Annotated in this window: 18 protein-coding genes; 7 read left to right on the top strand and 11 right to left on the bottom strand. The window is 61.6% G+C overall.

Going from position 1 to position 19,717, the window contains the following annotated elements; translation table 11 throughout:
• Nucleotides 1–401: 401 nt before the first annotated feature.
• The 4 genes from K5607_RS04630 to K5607_RS04615 all read left to right on the top strand — a co-directional run bounded on the left by K5607_RS04630 (nt 402) and on the right by K5607_RS04615 (nt 4,873).
• The gene (locus K5607_RS04630; RefSeq protein ID WP_221048344.1) at nt 402–2,435 is read left to right on the top strand and encodes a sensor domain-containing diguanylate cyclase; all 2,034 of its coding nucleotides are present in this window, start codon (nt 402–404) and stop codon (nt 2,433–2,435) included.
• A gap of 79 nt (nt 2,436–2,514) precedes the next feature.
• Nucleotides 2,515–3,564 (top strand): DUF2817 domain-containing protein, encoded by a 1,050-nt coding sequence (locus K5607_RS04625; RefSeq protein ID WP_221048343.1) that lies wholly within the window; start codon nt 2,515–2,517, stop codon nt 3,562–3,564.
• Entirely contained in the window at nt 3,554–4,351 is a 798-nt protein-coding gene (locus K5607_RS04620; RefSeq protein WP_221048342.1) for an alpha/beta fold hydrolase, read from the top strand. The genes K5607_RS04625 and K5607_RS04620 overlap by 11 nt, the downstream gene beginning before the upstream one ends.
• Nucleotides 4,352–4,471: 120 nt before the next feature.
• Nucleotides 4,472–4,873, top strand: coding sequence for a hypothetical protein (locus K5607_RS04615; protein ID WP_054774757.1), 402 nt, complete (start codon nt 4,472–4,474; stop codon nt 4,871–4,873).
• A 73-nt stretch (nt 4,874–4,946) separates the two neighbouring features.
• Here K5607_RS04615 and K5607_RS04610 read toward each other — a convergent pair whose 3' ends face one another.
• Nucleotides 4,947–6,932 carry a RiPP maturation radical SAM C-methyltransferase gene (locus tag K5607_RS04610; RefSeq protein WP_221048341.1) on the bottom strand — a complete coding sequence of 662 codons (1,986 nt, stop codon included), beginning with the start codon at nt 6,930–6,932 and terminating at the stop codon, nt 4,947–4,949.
• A gap of 371 nt (nt 6,933–7,303) precedes the next feature.
• Here K5607_RS04610 and K5607_RS04605 point away from each other — a divergent pair, with 371 nt between their 5' ends.
• Both K5607_RS04605 and K5607_RS04600 read left to right on the top strand, forming a co-directional pair.
• On the top strand, nt 7,304–7,825 hold the full coding sequence (locus K5607_RS04605) for a copper resistance protein NlpE N-terminal domain-containing protein (RefSeq protein WP_246598954.1): 522 nt from the start codon (nt 7,304–7,306) through the stop codon (nt 7,823–7,825).
• Between the two features lie 128 nt (nt 7,826–7,953).
• Nucleotides 7,954–8,628, top strand: coding sequence for a transaldolase family protein (locus K5607_RS04600; RefSeq protein ID WP_054772554.1), 675 nt, complete (start codon nt 7,954–7,956; stop codon nt 8,626–8,628).
• 120 nt (nt 8,629–8,748) lie between these two features.
• Here K5607_RS04600 and K5607_RS04595 read toward each other — a convergent pair whose 3' ends face one another.
• From K5607_RS04595 to K5607_RS04570, 6 genes are all read right to left on the bottom strand, one after another.
• Nucleotides 8,749–9,789, bottom strand: coding sequence for a PD40 domain-containing protein (locus tag K5607_RS04595; protein WP_054772555.1), 1,041 nt, complete (start codon nt 9,787–9,789; stop codon nt 8,749–8,751).
• A gap of 434 nt (nt 9,790–10,223) precedes the next feature.
• A complete protein-coding gene (locus K5607_RS04590) occupies nt 10,224–10,793 on the bottom strand; it encodes a hypothetical protein (RefSeq protein WP_221048340.1) in 570 nt (189 codons plus the stop codon).
• Nucleotides 10,794–11,065: 272 nt separating this feature from the next.
• Nucleotides 11,066–11,335: a hypothetical protein gene (locus tag K5607_RS04585; protein ID WP_221048339.1), complete on the bottom strand. Its 270-nt coding sequence runs from the start codon at nt 11,333–11,335 to the stop codon at nt 11,066–11,068.
• A gap of 121 nt (nt 11,336–11,456) precedes the next feature.
• Nucleotides 11,457–11,699, bottom strand: a complete 243-nt coding sequence (locus tag K5607_RS04580) for a DUF2442 domain-containing protein (RefSeq protein ID WP_054772558.1) — start codon at nt 11,697–11,699, stop codon at nt 11,457–11,459.
• A gap of 106 nt (nt 11,700–11,805) precedes the next feature.
• A complete protein-coding gene (uvrB, locus tag K5607_RS04575) occupies nt 11,806–13,890 on the bottom strand; it encodes an excinuclease ABC subunit UvrB (RefSeq protein ID WP_221048338.1) in 2,085 nt (694 codons plus the stop codon).
• 102 nt (nt 13,891–13,992) lie between these two features.
• Nucleotides 13,993–14,562, bottom strand: coding sequence for a DUF3782 domain-containing protein (locus K5607_RS04570; RefSeq protein ID WP_054772559.1), 570 nt, complete (start codon nt 14,560–14,562; stop codon nt 13,993–13,995).
• Nucleotides 14,563–14,679: 117 nt separating this feature from the next.
• Between K5607_RS04570 and K5607_RS04565 the strand changes: the two genes are divergently transcribed.
• Entirely contained in the window at nt 14,680–15,858 is a 1,179-nt protein-coding gene (locus K5607_RS04565; protein ID WP_054772560.1) for a pyridoxal phosphate-dependent aminotransferase, read from the top strand.
• A gap of 239 nt (nt 15,859–16,097) precedes the next feature.
• Here the strand turns inward: K5607_RS04565 and K5607_RS04560 are convergent, their stop codons facing one another.
• The 4 genes from K5607_RS04560 to K5607_RS04545 form a co-directional block, all read right to left on the bottom strand.
• Nucleotides 16,098–17,684, bottom strand: a complete 1,587-nt coding sequence (locus K5607_RS04560) for a B12-binding domain-containing radical SAM protein (protein ID WP_221048337.1) — start codon at nt 17,682–17,684, stop codon at nt 16,098–16,100.
• A complete protein-coding gene (locus tag K5607_RS04555; RefSeq protein WP_221048336.1) occupies nt 17,677–18,705 on the bottom strand; it encodes a 6-hydroxymethylpterin diphosphokinase MptE-like protein in 1,029 nt (342 codons plus the stop codon). Before K5607_RS04555 ends, K5607_RS04560 begins: the two co-directional genes overlap by 8 nt.
• Nucleotide 18,706: 1 nt before the next feature.
• Entirely contained in the window at nt 18,707–18,883 is a 177-nt protein-coding gene (locus tag K5607_RS04550; protein ID WP_221048335.1) for a hypothetical protein, read from the bottom strand.
• 104 nt (nt 18,884–18,987) lie between these two features.
• Nucleotides 18,988–19,668, bottom strand: a complete 681-nt coding sequence (locus K5607_RS04545) for an acylneuraminate cytidylyltransferase family protein (RefSeq protein ID WP_221048334.1) — start codon at nt 19,666–19,668, stop codon at nt 18,988–18,990.
• Nucleotides 19,669–19,717 lie beyond the last annotated feature (49 nt).

Raw genomic sequence — 19,717 nt, 5'->3', positions numbered from 1 at the left:
CTTATGAACCTCCGGCGCCGCCGGCAAACGCCGCGCGTCGCCATGCTTGTCGGTTATTCCGCCTAAGCTATGGACGACACGCAGCGCAACGGCCCAGGGCGAGCGGAAGGACGGAACGCGGCGGAAAAGCGACGAGGTTCACGCAGCGGGGCGTCCACATTAGGGCAAGATGCCGTTGTCGATGCGCGGGTCGCGGCGAAGGGAACCGCCCCGGAAGCAAGGCCGGAAAAGCGCGCCCGCGCGCGACGGCAAACCATCCCCCAGCGCGGGGATTTCGCTTAACCTTCACAACGCGTGACCACCGGCTTTGGACAACGAAAGGATGCCCAGCATGAATCACCGCCCCCGCCCCGGTTTCTCCCAGCACAGAGCCGGCTGCGACTATCGGCCGCTGTTCGATCATGCCGTTGCATGACGCCGCGCTCATACCCGACACGGCGTCGGTTAACGCCGTCCTGGCGCGGGAGGTCGATCACCTGCCCAGCGTTTCGGTGGTGCTGGCGCGCCTGCTGCAACTCACCCGCGACGACGCCACCTCCATCGACGACCTGGTCAAACTGGTGGAAACGGACCCGGCCATGGGGGCGGCGGTATTGCGCAGAGCCAACTCCGCCGCCTACGGGCTGCGCTACAAGATAGCCACCCTCAAGCAAGCGGTGGTTGTGCTGGGGTTCACCAACGTCCGCTCCATCGCGCTGGAAGTGCTGCTTTACGAACGGCTGATACGGCGCGTCAACAGCGATTTCGACTACCTGTCCTATTGGCGCCACAGCCTGGCCGTGGCCTATTTGTGCCGGGCCATGGCCCGGCAACTGGGCTATCCGGACGCCGACATCGCCCATAGCGCCGGCCTGCTGCACGACATCGGCAAAATCATCATGCAAGTCTATGGCCGCATCAGCTACAGCGCCATCCTGCCCCAATTGCAGGAAAACGCGTGCAGCGCCCACGAAGCGGAACGGCGCCTGGTCGGCATAGGGCACGATGCGCTGGGAGCCTACTTCTGCAAGCGCTGGGAGTTCCCGCGCCCGATCACCCTCGCCGTCAGCCTGCACCACCAGCGCTTCGCCTCCCTGACGCTGGAATCGCACGAACGCCTGCTGGCCGCCATCGTGGCGCTCGCCAACTTCATGGCCTGGACGCAAGGCCTGGGCTCCTTCAAGGCGCCGCAACCGCCGGCGCTGCAGCCGGAAGTCTATGAAAGCATCGATACCGGCAAGCTCGATTTGAACGAGATGCTGCGCGCCATGGACTCCGAGCTGCAGGCAACGGCCGTGTTCTACAACTTCCGCTTTCCGTCCCTGCCGGCGGTGCGGGAAACCCTGCTGCGCACCAATCTCGACCTGGGACGCCTCAATGCCGATTACGTTTATCTGGAACGGCAGAACCCGCGGAACAACGCCGCCGTGTCCCACATCAAGGAAAACCTGGTGTTGCCCCATCAGAGCCTGGTGCCGGAGGAGATTATCGAAAACACCTTCCGCGCCATCCGCCAGGACTTTTCCTTCGACCGGCTTTACCTGCTGGAAAACGAACCGAAAAGCCGCCACCTGAAGCCGGTTTATGCGCATTGCGCCGAGGGAGCCGCGCCGTTGCCGGCCGGCCTGGAGTGGGAGCTCAATCCGTTTTTCGAACCGATTCTGGAATCCTTGCGCCACAGGGTTCCCGTCGTCGTCGCCGGGGCCACGCCGCAGGAGGAAAAACTGCTGCGGGACCTGGGCGTCGACGAACTGGGCCTGGTTCCCGTGACCCGCAACGGCCAAAGCGCCGGGCTGATCGGCATGGACAATTGCCGCAGCAAACAGCCCGTGCAGCTGGCGAACCTGTCGGTGGTAAGCATCATCGCCAGCGAAATGGCCTTGGCGCTGGAGCACGCCCGCCTGTTCGAAAGCTACCGCAAGCGGGCGCTGTTCGACCCGTTGACCCAGGTCTACAACCGGGGAGCCATGGAAGACACGCTCAACGCCTTGTTCGAGCAGGCCAAGCGCGGCGAGCGCACCCTGGCGATCGCCATGGTCGACATCGATTTCTTCAAGAAATTCAACGACGCCTTCGGCCACCTGGTGGGCGACGACGTGCTCAAAATGGTGGCCGGCCTGATGCAGAAAACTTGCCGTCCCACCGACCACGTCGGCCGCTTCGGCGGCGAGGAATTCATCTTCATCCTGCCCGACACCTCCTTCGTGGCGGCCCTGCATTTCGCCGAACGTTTCCGCCTGCGGGTGGAGCAACTGGGACAACTGCTGGAAAAGCGCTTCGCCGGCCGCCCGCTGACGGTCAGCATGGGGGTCGCCGCGTACGAAACCGGCTGCCCCGGCGGAAAAACGCTGATCTCCCGCGCCGACCAAGCCCTGTATGCCGCCAAGGACTCGGGACGGAACTGCATACGCGGTTATTGCAAGGGCCAGCTTGTGGAGCCAAAGCCCACCGTGTAATTTGGCGTCGTCGGCGAGGCGGCGCCGACCCGACACGATGCAAACGCCCAATAAAACCGCCGCAGGGAATCATGGCGCCATGAAGCTGACGGAAACACATCACCCCGCCTGGCGGCTGCTGCCCGAACTGCGGGAACTCCTCTTTCTCGCGCGGCGAGCCCAGGGCCTGGCGCGGGTGGAAACCCTGGCGCGGCTCGAATGCGACGGCCACCACTTTCCCCTGCTGGCTTTCCGCTTCGGCCCCAGCGACCCGACCGCGCCGGTCCTGGCCCTGTTCGGCGGCGTTCACGGCTTGGAACGCATCGGCACCCGGGTGGTGACCTCCTACCTGCAAACCGTCCTGTCGTTGGCGCGATGGGACCGCAGCACCCAGCGCCTGCTCGAGGAAACGCGCCTGCTGGTGGTGCCGCTGGTCAATCCGGTAGGCATGTATTGGCAACGGCGCTCCAACGGCAACTTCGTTGACATCATGCGCAACGCGCCGGTGGAGGCCGAGGGCGTGGCCGGCTGGCAGATTTTCGGCGGCCATCGCCTGTCGCCCCGGCTGCCCTGGTACCGGGGCCAGGAAGGCGCGCCGCTGGAAACGGAGACGCAAGCGGTTTGCGACCTCGTGCGACGGGAGGTTTTCCCGGCCAAAGTGGCGCTCAGCATCGACGTGCATTCGGGATACGGCAAAGTGGACCGCTTGTGGTTTCCCTACGCCAAGACCAAAACCCCGTTCGCCTCCGTGCCGCAAGCGATGGCGCTGAAGCATTTGCTGGACAAGGCATACGGCAACCATATCTACCGCGTCGAGCCGCAATGCCGGGAATACCTGGCCCACGGCGACCTATGGGACTATCTCTACGACGACTACCGGCAACGGCAACCGCAGGGCGACTACATTCCCTTCACCCTGGAAATGGGCTCTTGGCTGTGGGTCAAGAAAAACTGGCGCCAGCTGTTTTCCCTGCCCGGCATCTTCAACCCGCGCTTGCCGCACCGGGAACGGCGCATCCTGCGGCGCCACACGCCGCTGCTGGACCTGCTGCTGCGCGCGGTGCAATCGCCGGAGCCGTGGACCCAGCTCAATCACGCCAAACGGCAACGCTTGCTGCGACACGGCCACGATCTCTGGTATGGCGGTTAAGCCTTCCTCGCGCTGGATTTTCCTGCGCGGCCTGGTGCGGGAAAGCGAGCACTGGGACGATTTCCCCCAGCGCTTCGCCCAAGCGTTGCCCGGCGCCGAGGTGCGCTGCCTGGATCTGCCGGGCAACGGCGAGCACTGGCGCTTGAACAGCCCGCCGAACCTGCGGGAAGCCATGGAATTTGCCCGCCGCGAAGCCTGGGAAACGGCGGACGGCCCGACGGCGCCGCAAACGCCGGTTTACCTGCTCTCCATTTCCATGGGCTCCATGGCCGCCCTGGAATGGGCAAGCCGATACCCGCAGGAAATCGCCGGCGCGGTGTTGATCAACACCAGCCTCAGCGGGCTCAATCCCCTCTACCGCCGCCTGTCCTGGCGCAGCTGGCCGCTGCTGCTGCGCATTCTCGCCACCACCGACGCGGCCGCCCGCGAACGGCTGATTCTGCGGCTGACGTCCAACCGCGCGGCGGACGCCGCCTTGATCGCGGCGCGGGTGGCGACCTACCAGCGGCGGCCGGTGCGCTGGTCGAACGTGCTGCGTCAACTGTGGGCCGCGGCACGCTACCGCCCTCCGCCCGCGAAACCCGCCGTGCCGCTGCTACTGCTGAACAGCCTGGGCGACCGCATGGTGGCCCCCTCCTGCACCACCGAAATCGCCGCCCTGTGGACCGTCCCCTGCCTGACCCACCCCTGGGCCGGCCACGACCTGCCCCTGAACCATCCCGCGTGGGTCATCGCCGCCGTGCGGGAGTGGATGGCCGCCAATATCGACCGGCCGCACGCCGCCTAGGGCCGTTCCGTCTAGAGCGAAACGCCCATTCGGTGCTACCTTGGTATAGGGTCGCCGATTCGCCGTCGAGGAATCGACCCGCCGTCTCCGTTGTCCGCAAACCACAGGAGGTTCACCGCCATGAGACGCTTGACCAACACAACCGCGGCGCTGATCTGCAGCGCCTTGATGGCCCTGCCCGCTTTCGCCGAAGAAAAACCCGCCGCGCCGCCGGCGCCACCGCCGGGTCCGGGCGGCATGGGCGAGATGAAGCACGAACAGGGAATGGGCATGATGAGGGGCATGGACCAGAAACCGATGGATGCCATGCTGCGGCAGATGCAAGAGCACCAGATCAAAATGCACGACCTGCTGCATCAGATTCGCGAAGCGAAAGACGAAAAACAGCGCGAACGCCTGAAAGAAGAGCAGCGCAATCTCATGAAGGACCATATGGAGAACATGCGCGGCCATGGCCCCATGATGCAGCAACACCCTCCGATGCAAGGGATGCCGCCGCCCGGCGACAAGCCTTCCAACTGATCCGTTTGGCGCAGACGCCCGGGGCCGCTTCGCTCGGCGAAGCGCCCCCCGGCCCTAGGGCTAGCCCCCGCCGCTAGACCGACGAATCGCCCAGGGGCTCGGCCTGCTCCAAAGCTTCCGGGGCGATGCGCCCTCCGGGAAAATCCGACAACCCGACCAGCACGTTGTCCGACCGCCTCACCGCCAGACCGAGGAATTTGCCGGAAACCTCGGCGATCAGCTTGCTTTGCAGCAGATCGTTGAGCACCGCGCGAACCGCGTCCTCATCGGCCGCGTCCCCCTGCTGCCGCAAAGTGCGGATCAGCCCGTTCACCGATTGCGCGCTGTCGCAGGCCTCGTAGATCGTCCGGGCCAAGCCGGACAGCAAGTGCTGCGGTTTTTCCGCGCAAGAACGGGTATCGGCAATGGCTAGGGCCGCCCCCGCGTCGCTCATTTCCAGCACCGGCCGGGACGCCTTGTCGTCATATAGCCCCCACCACTCGCGCAGCGCCACGGTCAGCCGGTCGAAACCCGGGCGAGCGACGGCGGCCGGAGCGCCCGCTTTGAGTTCGAAGAAATAAACCAAGTCCGACAATACCTGTTCGGAAACCGGGTAGATGTATTTGTAAATATCCAGCGGCTTCAACTCCACGCCATAACTCTCGGGATCGGCGTGGTATCGGCTGAAGCGATGGTATTGCAACGGCGTTATGCTCAACGGCGGCTGGAGGTGGACAATATACGGGATAATATCCGCCATCTCCGCGTACCACTCGTCCCGCTCATGCGGAAGGTTGACCAGAAATATCCAAAATATGCAAACCCCGAACTCCTCGGCCCATTTCAGCAACTGAATATTGATCGCCGCGCTGCACCCTTTGGCGATCAGTTTCAGCATGCCGTCGTGGATGCTTTCGATACCGGGCTGTATCCATTTTATGCCGGCCTCGGCCAGCGACTTCACGTGCCGGCGACTAAGATTCGACTTGGTTTCGAAAAAAATCGTGTAGCCTCTCTCCGCAAGCGCCGGCAATACATTATTGAAATAATCCATATCCAAAATATTGTCGACAAACTCGAAGCTCTTGATAGCGTATTTTTCCGACAATACCGACAACTCTTCCAACACGCGTTCGGGAGACTTGGAACGATAGCCGATGCTGGAGCCGTTCAAGCCGCAGAAAGTGCATTGCGAGCGCGCACCCCACCAGCAACCGCGGGACGACTCGTACAGCAGGCCCGGCTTGATGAACTTGCCGACGGCCATCCGCTCGATGGCCGCAAAATAATCGTCGAAATCCGGTATGGCGACCCGGTCCATATCGCTGACCGCCGCCCTCGGCGCCCGCGCCTTGCCGCAAGCAGCGGCGTCCGGCGGGGCGGCGCCGATAACGCCGGCGGGCAGCGCGCGAACGTCGATATTCCTGCCGTTTTGCAGCAAGGCGCGGCACAAAGGCACGATAATCTCGTCACCCTCACCGGAAACCACAAAATCCACCCAGTCGAAAGCGGTCTTGGTGGCCACGCCCATTTCGCCTTCGCAATTGGCCCCGCCCATGAGGGTGATAATGTCGGGATCCAGCCGGCGAATCTCGCGCAGCAAGGCCAAGCTGGCGCAATGCTGATTGAAGGAAGAACCGCAGCCGACGATGGCCGGCTTGCGCTTGACGATATCGCTCGCCAACTCGCGGACAAACTCGCGCCCCTGGGCGCGTACCCGCCTCAGCGTCGCGGCGATATCGTCGGATTTGAGCCTCTGCTTGAAACCGGTACGCTGCGTTTCCGCTTCGGCATAACGGAACATCTCGGCGACATCCGGGTTGAAATCGGGAAAAGCCGCCCCGGCGAACGTCCATTCCCCCAGGAAAAACTCGACGAAACCGTTGCCTAAGGCCTGATAAACCGGCACGCCGATTTTTTCGGCGAACCGCAAATTGGCATACACAATATCGCTATTGAGGCCGGCCGAGGCCAGGGCGGATTTCAACATGCCGAGGCCGATGGCGGGACGTTCCAGCGCGCCATAAGGCATGGTGACGAAAACGATCTTGCTGTCCTCCGTCATTCCCAGATTATCCATAAAATCTCTTTAGCGTCGGCATCATAGAGGCAGGCCCATCACGTTCGATATTCGAATAAACCCGAAACCCAAAACCGAATCGCGACGTTCAAAGCGTCGTCCCATGCGGCATTTTTGCGGTTATCGGCTGCGGCAATTAATACCGCCTGCGGTTCTTCTTGTCCATCGCCCCGTGCCCGGCGGCGGTCCCCGCCGCCGACGCCAAGGCGCCCCCTCGCCCAGGTCTTGGCGTTGCGGCGCCACAATGGCCTTGCTAATCTACGCGGCACGTAATGTCGTGCGGAAACCCGCCCGGCTCGGCCACGCGGGCTTCATACATAGCCATAGAGAACTCCTACATGCGAACGCTAAACACAAAGCTTAGAAAAAATGTGTCGTTGGTTTTTTGCGGCGTCTTGCTGGCGCTGTCCGGCGCCGCCTGGGCCGAAACCGACAAGGAAATCCAGGAAAAAGCCCTCATGCAGCGCGACGCGCTCAAACACGGCGGCGGCGCGATGGAGCACGCGGAGCATGGCGGCAGCGCCGACGAATCCGCCAACAAGTACCGCGGCGTGTTTTACGGCTATCTGCCCTGCACCGAGTCGCCGGACTGCGCCGGCCTGAAAATGACCTTGTCGCTGAAACACAACGGCAGCTACCTGTTGATCATCCAACCGGCCAGGCCCCGCAACCGGGAAACCTTCGAAAAAGGCACCTACACCTGGGACGACAAAAACGCCACGGTCATGCTGACCCCCTACAACAAAGACAAGCCGCAGCGCCGTTTGACCGTCAAGAGTGAAACCAGCCTGCTGTACGTCAACAACGACGGCACCGCCATGCCCGGCAGCCAGTCCGCGTATATGCTGGAAAGAAGCGATGCGGCCGGCAACCGGGAAATGCATATCCATTGACGCCGCTGCAATCCCCGCGGCGAAACACCGTAAGCCGGGTTGAGCGAAAGCCCGGCGCGGGGATTTCGCCGTAACCCCATGAGGATGCGCCGCCTTCGTCAGCGCCTCCTTCGCCATCGAAGCCTGCCATGCTGGAACTCTACCTAGACAGCGCGAACCTGGACGAAATCCGCCGGCTAGCGCCCATTCTGCCTTTGGCGGGCGTCACCACCAACCCCACCATCATGGCGGCCGGCGGCCTGGGCCTCCAGCGGCTGCTGCCGGAGCTGGCGGCAATCCTCGGCCCGCATGCCCGCATCCATGTACAGGTGATCGGCAACACGGTGGAGGACATCGTCGCCGAAGCCCGGCAACTGCACGCCCTGCCCTACAACATCGTCGTCAAAATCCCCGCCCACGCCGCTGGCCTTGCCGCCATCAAACAGGTCAAGCAGCAGGGCATTCCGGTGCTGGCCACAGCCATTTACAACGTGCAGCAGGGCTTTTTGGCCGCCTTGAACGGCGCGGATTACCTGGCGCCCTATCTCAACCGCATCGACAATCTCGGCTGCGACGGCCTGGGCGCGGTCGCCGATCTGCAAACGCTGATCACCCACTATCGACTGCCGACCAAGCTGCTGGTGGCCAGTTTCAAGAACGTTCAGCAGGTTTTGCAGGTATTGAAGCTCGGCGTGGGCGCCGTGACGGTGCCCTTGGACATCGCCGGCCAGATGCTCAACGCCCCGGCCACCGACGCCGCCGTGGACAAGTTCGGCGAGGACTGGCGGACGGCGTTCGGCGAACGGCGATCGTTTGAAACTTGATGGCTTCGCCGCCGCGGGAGAATCCCGCGTCGGGCCGCTTTTTGTCGGAGCCTCATCGCGGGCGGTTAGGGTACGCGATGCGTACCCTACATGGCGGAAGGTCGGCGGACCCAGCCCGCCCTACCGCTTGACGGAAAGCAGATTGGGCGGCGGCCCCATGGGCTCGAAGTTCCTCAACAGCGGCACGTCGTCCTTGGCGACCCAGCGGATAGCCAGGTTGTAGCTGCCTTGCGGCCCCCAGCCCCCGGTGAATTTCTTGCCATCGGGCGTAAAGGTCCAACACATGTCCTCCCCGACGGTGTTGATGGTGTCGCCCAGGTTCAAGGGTTCCTGCCATTCGCCTTTCGGGTTCTGGTAAGCGATCCATTCGTCGTGCCCGCCCCGCGAAGCGAGGTCGGGCCGGTTGCTGGTGACGATGAGGCTTTTGCCGTCTTTGGACAGCCCCGTCCAGTGCAAATGATCCCGGTAGGGCGAATTGATCCTCGGCCCCAGGCTCTGCGGTTTCTGCCAAACGCCGTCCTTCTTCTCGACCTTCCAGATGTCGCTGTCCTGGGTGACGCCGGGCTGCTGGTAGTTGAAGTAGATCAGGCTGTCGGAGGCGATGATCGGGCAGTGCTCTTCGCCGGTCGCGGTGTTGATCGGCGGCAATTCCGGCACGTCGTTCCAATTTCTGGCGGGTTGCCAGACGCCATCGACTTTCTGGGCGACGTAAAGGTCGCCGGTGGACAGGTTGCCCGGTTGGTAGCGGGTGAAATAGATGACGTTGCCGTCGTCGGACAGGCTAGGCTCCAGCTCCCAGGCGGAAGTGTTGATGTTCGGCCCCACGGTGGGATCGACGCCCGGCCCCAGGTGGACGGGCGCCTGCCAAACGCCGCCCACGTTACGGGCCATCCAGATGTCGAAGTTGTAAGGCGTCCCCGACTCGATGCTGCCCGGCCGGGTCGAGGTGAAAATGGCGGTTTTGCCGTCGGCGCTGTAGGTGATTTCGAAGTTGGAGCCGGGGGAATCGAGCCCGCCGCCCATGGGATGGGACGTGGGCGGCGCCTCCGCCCCTTCCCCGCCCGGCATGGACATGCCCGGCATCGCGTGGGAAACGCCTTGTACCCCCAGCACCGCCGACAGCGCCAAGAAAAAGCTTGAAATAGGCTGCTTCACTTTCATTTTTCCAACTCTTTGGGTATTAGCTCATAAGACGCAAACGGGATAGGCCGGATTGCGCGGGACGAAATCGCTGAGAGACCGTACGGATTAGCACGATAGCTTGGACTGGCGACAGGAAGCCCGACAAAAACTCCCTCGGCGTCCTGGGCACTGATCATCCGGCCCCGCTCCAGTTTACATCCACCGTGGGGCGCGCTGAAATCCAACAGCCGAAAGGGAGAGGAAGGGTGAGCAGCAGCAAACCGCATCCATCGCGAAAGCCGCCGTGAAGCGGAAATGCCAAGGCTTCCTGAGCGGCGCGGTTCGCCGGCTCACCGCGCACCCTACCGCGCTGAAATGATTTTTCCTAGGGGCGGCCTTTTGTCCCTCGATTGCCCCCCGTTTTAATTGGTAGGCTGGGTTGAAGCGACAGCGAAAACCCAGCATTCGGGCTTCTACATTTCAACAGCATGCAGCAGCTTTGTGACCTCATCCATCGCCTCCATGCGCCTTTTTAGGGAGGTTTCTAGCGCCTCCGTCATATTTTTCTGCAGTACGCGTGCCTCTTCGATATTAATGCTGTGTCCGATTGGGGAGTATATTGGCCCGCTTTGGCTCAGTTGGTTGCTTAGAAACTCCATGTTGCTTCGCAGATTAGATATATCGTTATTGTGTGCATTAATCAGCGTACTCAGGGCGTTAACTTTTGCGGTCTTGCTCGCGTGCTGCTCTTGTTTTTCCTGAGATTTAGCGCTTTCCTCAAGGGCTTTCTTTGTGGCTGAAAGCTCATCTCTTTGCAAGAGAATTGACTGCGTTAACCAGTAAAACGCCAGATAGGCAATGATCGGGTTTAGCAATCCGCCAACGTAATCACCAAACTGACCCCATGCTTCCGGGCTTCCTGATATGTTTGCGCCAGTCAAAAGCCAGAATTTAATTACGTATGCAGAGCATATGGCGACTATTAGTGTCCTGGCGAATGTTTTTGATCTATTTATGCGTTTTCCTAGTTCATCTTGCGTCATAAAACCCATCCAGAAATCATACCAAGAGGAATTTTGGTCAGGTCTTGAGTTTTGCCTTTCCAATTACCACACCCGACATCCACGCCCCACCGGCCATAACCCTATTGCGCCCTACGAATGACGGTTGCGAGTTTAACGGGCAAAACACAAGACCTGCCCCTGAAACCCCTCTTCCCCTAGCCGTTGTCCTCACAGGCGACACCCGTCCCAAGCGCAGCCGAAGGGTCAAGGAATCGACAGTTCGTCAGTCATTGTCGACGTTTTGCGAAAGCTCAGGGGTGTTCTGCACAATAGCCTTCCTCATCTAATTGGCCTTTAGCAAAAGACGGGAGAAACTTGCCATCACCATCCTCGACACTGACTTTTATGAAATAGTCAAAGCAGCAAGAGCATTCTCCTCTGCCATCTTCAAAGGCATGTCGCTGGCAGTAAACCTCAACATCACCGTCGGCGTCATATGTAAAGTTATGATGGTAGTCCACCACAATATATTTGGCCGGCTCGTCGCAGCCTGAATGCACGCATTTAAATAGGTGACTCATCTTTACCTCTCATTATACGTAAACATTCAACAAAATCCGCTTATCGTGGAATCGCCGATTTTATTCGCCTCCTCGGTTTCTGGGTCAGGGCTTGCCTTTTTCCTCTGGCCCGCCCTATATCCTAGGCAGCGTCCTTGTAGCCATGCGTCTTCGCAAAGTGATAAAGCGTCTTTGGCTCGATATCCACCGCCCCACAATTGAACTCCAAGCATCCCCACTCAGGATCGATTCGAGCGGTATGCACGCCATCGGGTGTCACATGCGCGCCAATCAGTTTTTGCAGATCAACCTCTGTCGACTCGCCGTTCTCAAAGGTGAGAAGAAACCGATAGCCTTCCCTATGTTCAAACCGTTTGAGTTTCATCGCTTACTCCAGCTCGTAGGGCGCAATAGGCGATAGCCGTATTGCGCCGGATGAAAGCGGTGACATGCGGCGCAATACGCGGAGAACCGCTATTGCGCCCTACGGCCTATTCTGGACTAAAAAACGTCTCCCGCAACTGGTGTATCTCGTCGCGCAGTTTGGCGGCTTCCTCGAATTCCAAATCCTTGGCGTGCTTGTACATTTTCTCTTCCAGCTGTTTGATGAGCTTGGCCGCTTCGGCGGGTTTGCGGACTTTGTATTCGGCTTGCGGTTCGGCCACTTTACGGGCTTTGCGCGGGGCGTCGGCCGGGCCTTGGCCGGGGATGGCCAGTTCCAGGATGTCGCTGACGTTGCGGGTGGCGCTGGTCGGAACGATGCCGTGGGTTTGGTTGTGCTCGATCTGCTTGTGGCGGCGGCGTTCGGTTTCCTCTAGTGCCCGTTCGATCGAGCCGGTGAGTTTGTCGGCGTAGAGGATGGCGCGGCCGTGGACGTTGCGGGCGGCGCGGCCGATGGTTTGGATCAGCGATACGGTGGAGCGCAAAAAGCCCTCCTTGTCGGCATCGAGGATCGCCACCAGCGACACTTCCGGTATGTCCAGGCCTTCGCGCAGCAGGTTGATGCCCACCAGCACGTCGAACTTGCCCAGTCTTAAATCCCGAATAATTTCCACCCGCTCGACGGTTTCCACGTCCGAATGGAGATAGCGCACTTTCACGTCGTGGTCCATGAGGTATTCGGTGAGGTCTTCCGCCATGCGCTTGGTCAGGGTGGTCACCAGCACGCGCTGGTCCTTGGCAACGCGCTGGCGCACTTCGCCCAGCAGGTCCTGCACCTGGCTGCTGGCGGGGCGGATTTCCACTTCCGGGTCCACCAAGCCGGTGGGCCTTACCACCTGCTCCACCACCGCGCCGCCGGAGTGCTCCAGCTCGTATTTGGCCGGGGTGGCGGAAATGTAGATGCGCTGGTGGCCTCTGTCTTCGAATTCCTCGAACTTGAGCGGGCGGTTGTCCAGGGCGGAAGGCAGGCGGAAGCCGTAGTTGACCAGGGTTTCCTTGCGCGAGCGGTCGCCTTTGTACATGGCGCCCACCTGGGGCACGGTGACGTGGCTTTCGTCGACGAAGATCAGGGCGTCGTCGGGCAGGTAGTCGAACAGGGTGGGCGGCGGCTGGCCGGGGCCGCGGCTGGACAGATGGCGGGAGTAGTTTTCGATGCCGGAGCAGTAGCCCACTTCCAGGATCATTTCGATGTCGAACAGGGTGCGCTGCTCCAGGCGCTGGGCTTCCACCAGTTTGTTCTCGGCGTAGAGCTGCTCCAGCCGCTGGCGCAGCTCCACCTTGATGTTTTCCACCGCGTCCAGCAGCTTGTCGCGCGGGGTGACGTAGTGGGTTTTCGGGTAGACGGTGAAGCGGGCGATGCGGGAGAGGATTTCGCCCGTTAAAGGATCGAACAGCGACAGGCGCTCGATTTCGTCGTCGAACAGTTCGATGCGCACGGCTTCCTTTTCCGATTCGGCCGGGAATACGTCGATCACTTCGCCCCTGACGCGGAAGGTGCCGCGCTTCAGCTCCGTGTCGTTGCGGGCGTATTGCAGCTCCGTCAGGCGTCGCAGCAAAGTGCGCTGCTCGATCATTTCGCCGCGCATCAAATGCAGCACCATCTCGAAATAGGAAGCCGGTTCGCCCAGGCCGTAGATGGCGGAGACGGTGGCGACGATGACCGTGTCGTGGCGTTCCAGGATGGCTTTGGTGGCGGACAAGCGCATCTGCTCGATGTGCTCGTTGAGGGAGGAATCCTTTTCGATATAAGTGTCCGACGAAGGGACGTAGGCTTCCGGCTGGTAGTAGTCGTAGTAGGAGACGAAATACTCCACGGAATTTTCCGGGAAGAACTCCTTCATTTCGCCGTAAAGCTGCGCCGCCAGGGTCTTGTTGGGCGCCAGCACCAGGGCCGGGCGCTGCACCCGCTCGATGACGTTGGCCATGGTGAAAGTCTTGCCGGAACCGGTGACGCCCAGCAGGGTCTGGTGGGCTTCGCCGTGGCTCAGCCCTTCCACCAGTTTGGCTATGGCCGCGGGCTGGTCGCCGGCCGGCGTGTAGCGGCTTTGCAGCTTGAAGGGTTTGCCGGTGTAGGCCTGTTGGAAGGGGCCGTCCTCGGTGATGATGGTGCGGCTGACGATGAAGCGTTTGTCCATGGTAAAGCAGAATTGAGGGCTGTTTTAGCTCCCTCTCCCTGAGGGAGAGCGAAGCGAGGGAGCCGGGGACCAAAGGCTACGGCTTGGGTGCCGGAGTAGGCGTCAGTTGTTGAAACAGCGCGGTTGAAAATCGTCGGGCGTTTCCAGTTCGAATACGTCGTCGTGGATGCGCGCCAGGTACAGGCCGTGGCGCAATACTTTTTCCTTGAGGCCGGCGGGCGCGTCCACCGCCGCCAGGATGCCGTAGAGCTTTTTGTGTTTATGCTCGGGGAAGAAATGGCCGAAACGGGCCAGGATGGACAGCAGTTGCTCGACGGCTTCCTCGCGCAGATGGCTTTTCACTTCCACCACATACACGGCGTTGACCGCGCCGTTGGCATAGGCCAGCACGTCGATTTCCAAATGCTCGCCGCCTTTGCTGGCCCGCACGCTGGGGCTGACCACTTCCATGCCGAAACGCTCGCGCAGCCGCTTTTCCATGGACGGCAGCGCCAAGCCTTCGGTAAAGCTGCCGAATTTGTTGCCCAGGCCGCCGATTTGCTGTTTCAGCTCTTTGATTTGCCGGTCGGTTTCCTTTTGCGCCTGCGAGGTTTCTTGCTGGGTCCTCATCAAGTCCGCCAGCAGCGCCCGCAAATCGGCCATGCTGGTATCGCGTGCCGTGGTTTCCGCCATGGTGTTATCCTCCTGATTAAACCTTGTAGCCGTAGAGCCGCATGGCCCATTGGGTTATGATAAACCGTCGGCGCCGGGGGCGACGCCCCCTGTCTTTTCCACCCACTCCCAAGGCACATGAACATCCAACTTTCCGACCGCGTCCAGGCCATCAAGCCCTCCCCCACCCTGGCTATCACCGCCCGCGCCAACGCCTTGAAGGCGGCCGGCAAGGACATCATCGGCCTCGGCGCCGGCGAGCCGGATTTCGATACGCCGCAGCACATCAAAGACGCGGCCATCAAAGCCATCGAAAACGGCTTCACCAAATACACGGCGGTGGGCGGAACGCCTGGCCTGAAACAGGCCATCGTGGACAAGTTCCAGCGGGAAAACGGTTTCAGCTACCAGACCAACCAGGTGCTGGTTTCCTGCGGCGGCAAGCAGAGCTTCTACAATCTGGCCCAGGCCTACATCAATCCGGGCGACGAGGTGATCGTGCCGGCGCCCTATTGGGTGTCCTACCCGGACATGGTGCTGCTGGCCGGCGGCGTGCCGGTGATTATAGCGGCCCCGCAAAGCCAGGGTTTCAAAATCACGCCGGATCAGCTGCGCGCGGCCATCACGCCGAAGACCAAGCTGTTCGTCATCAACAGCCCGTCCAACCCCTCCGGCGCGGCCTACAGCTTGGACGAACTCAAAGCGCTGGGCGCGGTGCTGAAGGACTTCCCCCACGTGCTCATCGCCACCGACGACATGTACGAGCACATCGTCTGGAAGGAAGGCGGCTTCTGCAACATCCTCAACGCCTGCCCGGAACTGTACGACCGGATGATGGTGTTGAACGGCGTGTCCAAAGCCTATTCCATGACCGGCTGGCGCATCGGCTATTGCGCCGGTCCCAAGGACTTGATCGCCGCCATGGAGAACATCCAGTCGCAGAGCACCTCCAACCCCACCTCCATTTCCCAGGTGGCGGCGGAAACGGCCCTCAACGGCGACCAGGGCTTCATCCGCGACATGGTGAAGGCGTTCAAGGAACGCCACGACTACGTGGTGAGCGAACTGAACAGCATCGACGGCCTGGAATGCCTGGAAACCGACGGCACCTTCTACGCCTTCCCCAGCGCCCACCGCCTGATGGAACGGCTGGGGCTGGAGAACGACCTGGCGCTGACCGAGCTGTTGATCGAAAACGGCGTCGCCATCGTGCCCGGCTCCGCCTTCGGCTGCGACGGCAACATCCGTTTGTCCATCGCCACCAGCATGAGCAATCTGCAAAAGGCCATGGAACGCATGAAGAAGGCGCTGGCGTAGCAACACGCCGCAGCGACCCGATCCCCCTCTCCCTGCGGGAGAGGGTTTGGGGTGAGGGAGCAAAACGAAAAAGGGCCGGTGCTACCGGCCCTTTGCTTTTGGCGCATGCCCATCGTAGGAAGGGGCTTCGGCCCCGATGGCTAGGGCGGTGGGCTCGCAACTCCCCCTCGCTTCGTAACCATCCCGCCGGACCTTCGCGGCGAGTAGCCGTCCCTACCCCTCGCTATCGCCCTCCCCCGCTACGACGCGACTTCGTCGGTCGTCGCCAGCGGCGTCGCCGCCGTGGAGCGCTGGAAGTTGAAGGATTGGCGCGGCACGGCCACCGGGTGGGTCACTTGGTCCGCCGTGGCCCAATGCTTTTCCGCCTGGTCCAGCAGGCGCAAATCCTTCTGGTGCACGATTTGCTGCAAGCCCAGCAGCTCCATGGCGGAGAACTTGTGGCAGATGACGGCGGAAATTTTGCTGGCGTCGCCCAGGTCCTCGATAAAGGCTTCCAAATTGCCGTCGTACTGCTCGATGATGGAATCCTTGTAGGTGTAATACCACTCCGAACCGGGATAAGGCGTGGCGAAATGGGGCTTGCAAGTGATGCCCAGCTTTTTCAGCGCGACGATGGTGTTGCGCACGCTGTCGAAGCTTTCCTCGGGGAAGCCGATGATGATGTTGGGGATGGGCTTGATGCCCGATTGCAGGCAGATGTCCACGCTGTCGGCGTTCTTTTGCGGATTGGAGCCCTTGCCCAGGTTTTTCATGATCAGCGGGTCGAAGGATTCCAGGCCGTACACCAGATGGGAACAGCCCGCCTGGTGCATGATGCGCAGGGTTTCCAGGTTGTGCAGGCCGGCGTGGCTGGTGCCGTTCCAGTGCACGCCGCGGCAGTGCTCGTCGTGGGGCACGCCGTCGCGGCGGCAGGTGGGCTGCAGGCCTTCGGCGATCCACAGGGCGCACAGTTCCTTCAACCAGGTGCCGCGGCTGGCGGCATCCATGGTCATGAGGTTTTCGTCGATGAAGGAGGCGTAGTCGATGTCGTAGGTCTGCTTCAGGTGCTTGACCATGTCGACGATATAGCGCGGCGAGTGGTAGCGGATGTTGCGGCCGTAGGTGAACACCACATCGTTGGCCCCGCTGTCGGTCTTCTCGATGAGCATGTCGCCGGTGGTGCCCAGGTGCCAGCAGTAACGGCAAACCATGCGGCAACCGAAGCTGCCGTTCACGTCGATGCGGCGCTTGGAAGTGAAGGCCTCTTCGCTGAACAGATTGGCGGAGTTCTTGAAGTAGATTTCGTCCAGGGGGAACAAGTCCCAGGCCGGCCAGGGCAATACGTCGATGTCCGGGATATTGGGCCTGACGCCGGTTAGGACGCCTTTCCCCTGGGCATTGCGATAGGCCACGCCCAAGGTGTTGGAAAAGTCGAAATCGCCCGCGTCCACCTTGCGCAGGATTTCCGGGAAAGTGACGAAAGCCTCTCCCACCACGCCCACGTCGATCTGCGGCATCCACTCCATGATCTCCAGCGGCATGCTGGTGAAAAAGCCGCCGCCCGCCACCAGGCGGACTTTCGGCAGCTTGGCGCGGATGATGCGGCAGGCCTTCTTGATGTAGCGGTAGGTGGTGGTGAGGCCGCCGATGGCCACCACGTCCCAGTCGTCCGCATCGCACACCTGCTCCAGCACATCCCAACCCTGGCGCCAGGCGTTGGCGTCGTAAACCTGCACGAGGTGGCCGTCGCGCTGGGCGATGGCCGCCAGCAGGGCGATACCGTAGGGAATGTGACGGGGCACGTCTTCTTCCCGCACCACCGGGTTGATGAACAGCACTTTAGCCATGGGCGTGTCGCTCCAGGTATTCGGACAAACGGAGGCAGGCGATTTTCGGCCCGAACAGGGTACCGCCTTCAGAACAATTGACCGTGGTGGCGGAAGATTGTTCGAGCAATTCCAGCAGGTTTTTGCGATACCAGAAATAAGTGGGATCGGTGTAGTAGTGGTCGCCGTTCAGGGGGAAGGTAAAGCGGGGGAACAGCTTTTCCAGCTCCTCCGGCGATTCCACGTGATCGTGCAGCTCGTAATAGGTCTGCGTCATGTGGATGGGCGTATCGCCCGGATACCCCAGATCCATGCCGATCACCGCCAGTTCGGGAATGCGCAGGATGGCGTCGGCGAACACCCAGGCGGCCGTGCCCACGGTGCCGCCGGTGTTCATGCAGGGCAGCCGGTTGATGCCGTGCAGCTGGCGGGTGACGCTGTCGGGGCTGCGCGGATCGTCCACCAGTGGGTTCCACCAATAGGCGTCGAAGCCGGCCTGCTCCGCCCGTTCCACCACTGTTTGCGAGGAAGAGGTGCAGATCACCAGCTTGGACAAGGCCGCGTGGCGGTCGATCAGTTCGATGTTTTCGTTGTTGTGGCGGATGGAATTGGCGCGGAAATCCACGTCCAAGTCCTGCCGCGCGAAATAGTCGTCGTGGCGGGCGTTTTCCTCGAAATTGGGATCGCCGAACCAGCGCACCACCCGGGTGGGATGGGGATCCAGGGTCACGACATAGTCGGGGACGAGGCCGGCCTTGAGGCATTTGACGTAGGCGCCGTCCACCGCGATGAGGGCGCCGGGATAGCCGGACGCCTTGATCTTGTGCAGCGCGTCGGTGCGATGCAGGCTAGGGCCGGCGCTGATGACGATGCCGCTGCGCGCCTTGGCGCCTTCCAGCGGCGGCAGATCCTTGAGGCTCTTGCGGCAGTAAGGCAGGTTGCGGCGGGCGTTTTCCAGCAGGCTGTCGCCATGCCACTGTTTGCCGATATCCGGGATGTTCGAGACCAGCGCCTCGAACTCCCGGCTCACGGAAGAACTCACCTCATTCACTGTCACCGTCCCACGCCAACGGCGTGCGCTCCACATACACCATGCTGCCGCCGATGGAACTCAGGGCGCGGGCGCGCAGCTCTTGCTCCAGGGAGGCCGGCTTTTCGCCGTTTTCCTCGACACGCACGCTGTTCTTCACCTGGAAATTGCCTTTCAGTACGTCGATCATGAGCTTAACCTCCAAAAGATGGATGCCGGCATCGCATTGTAACGATTTCCGGCGGGACCGCGATGCGGCGCCTACCCCCTTTATCGACTTGAAGCGGGATTTTCTTAAGCGATCAAAGCCTCGGCCAGCTTGAAATCCATCGCCGTGTCGATGTCCACCGAACGTTCGCGCGGCATGACATAGGCCACCGTTTCCGCCGTCAGGAACGACCGCTCGCGTTCCAGCCAGTCGATGCGCGCCACGTACACCGCGCCGTTGAGCGCATAAGCCTCCGGCAACGCCTGGCGCAAAGCCGGCAGCCGGCCGGCGTCCACCACCGGCGCCATGTGGCCGGCTTCGTCCACAAAGTACATCCAGTAGGGAGACTTCTCCGGCTTGGTGACGCTGACGCACACCGGCGCGCCGGCATCGCGGCATAGCTCGATGGCCCGGTCGATGTCTTCCGCGCTGCGCAAGGGCGAAGTGGGCTGCAACAGCACCACGTAATCGTAGCCGGGCACGGCGCGGCAAGCGTGCAGCACCACGTCGATGCCCGGCGTGCCGTCCTCCGCCAGCTCCTGCGGACGCACGAACGGCACGTCTGCTCCCCACCGGCGGCCCACGGACAGAATGCCCTCGTCTTCCGACGAGACGATCACCTTATCCAGGTAGCGGGAAGCCGAGGCCGCTTCAATGCTCCAGGCGATCATGGGCTTGCCGCCCAGCGGCAGCAAGTTCTTGCCCGGCAAGCCCTTGCTGCCGGCGCGGGCCGGAATGACGGCCAGATAGCGTTTATCGTCCAACATGCCATACCTATCGATTGAAACACGCCGTGATTTCGCCGCCGATTTGGCC

Origin of the sequence: Methylogaea oryzae (assembly GCF_019669985.1) — a bacterium.
Classification (GTDB): domain Bacteria; phylum Pseudomonadota; class Gammaproteobacteria; order Methylococcales; family Methylococcaceae; genus Methylogaea; species Methylogaea oryzae.
The sequence above is the reverse complement of the archived record's forward strand: the minus strand, read 5'-3'. Positions and strand labels throughout refer to the sequence as shown.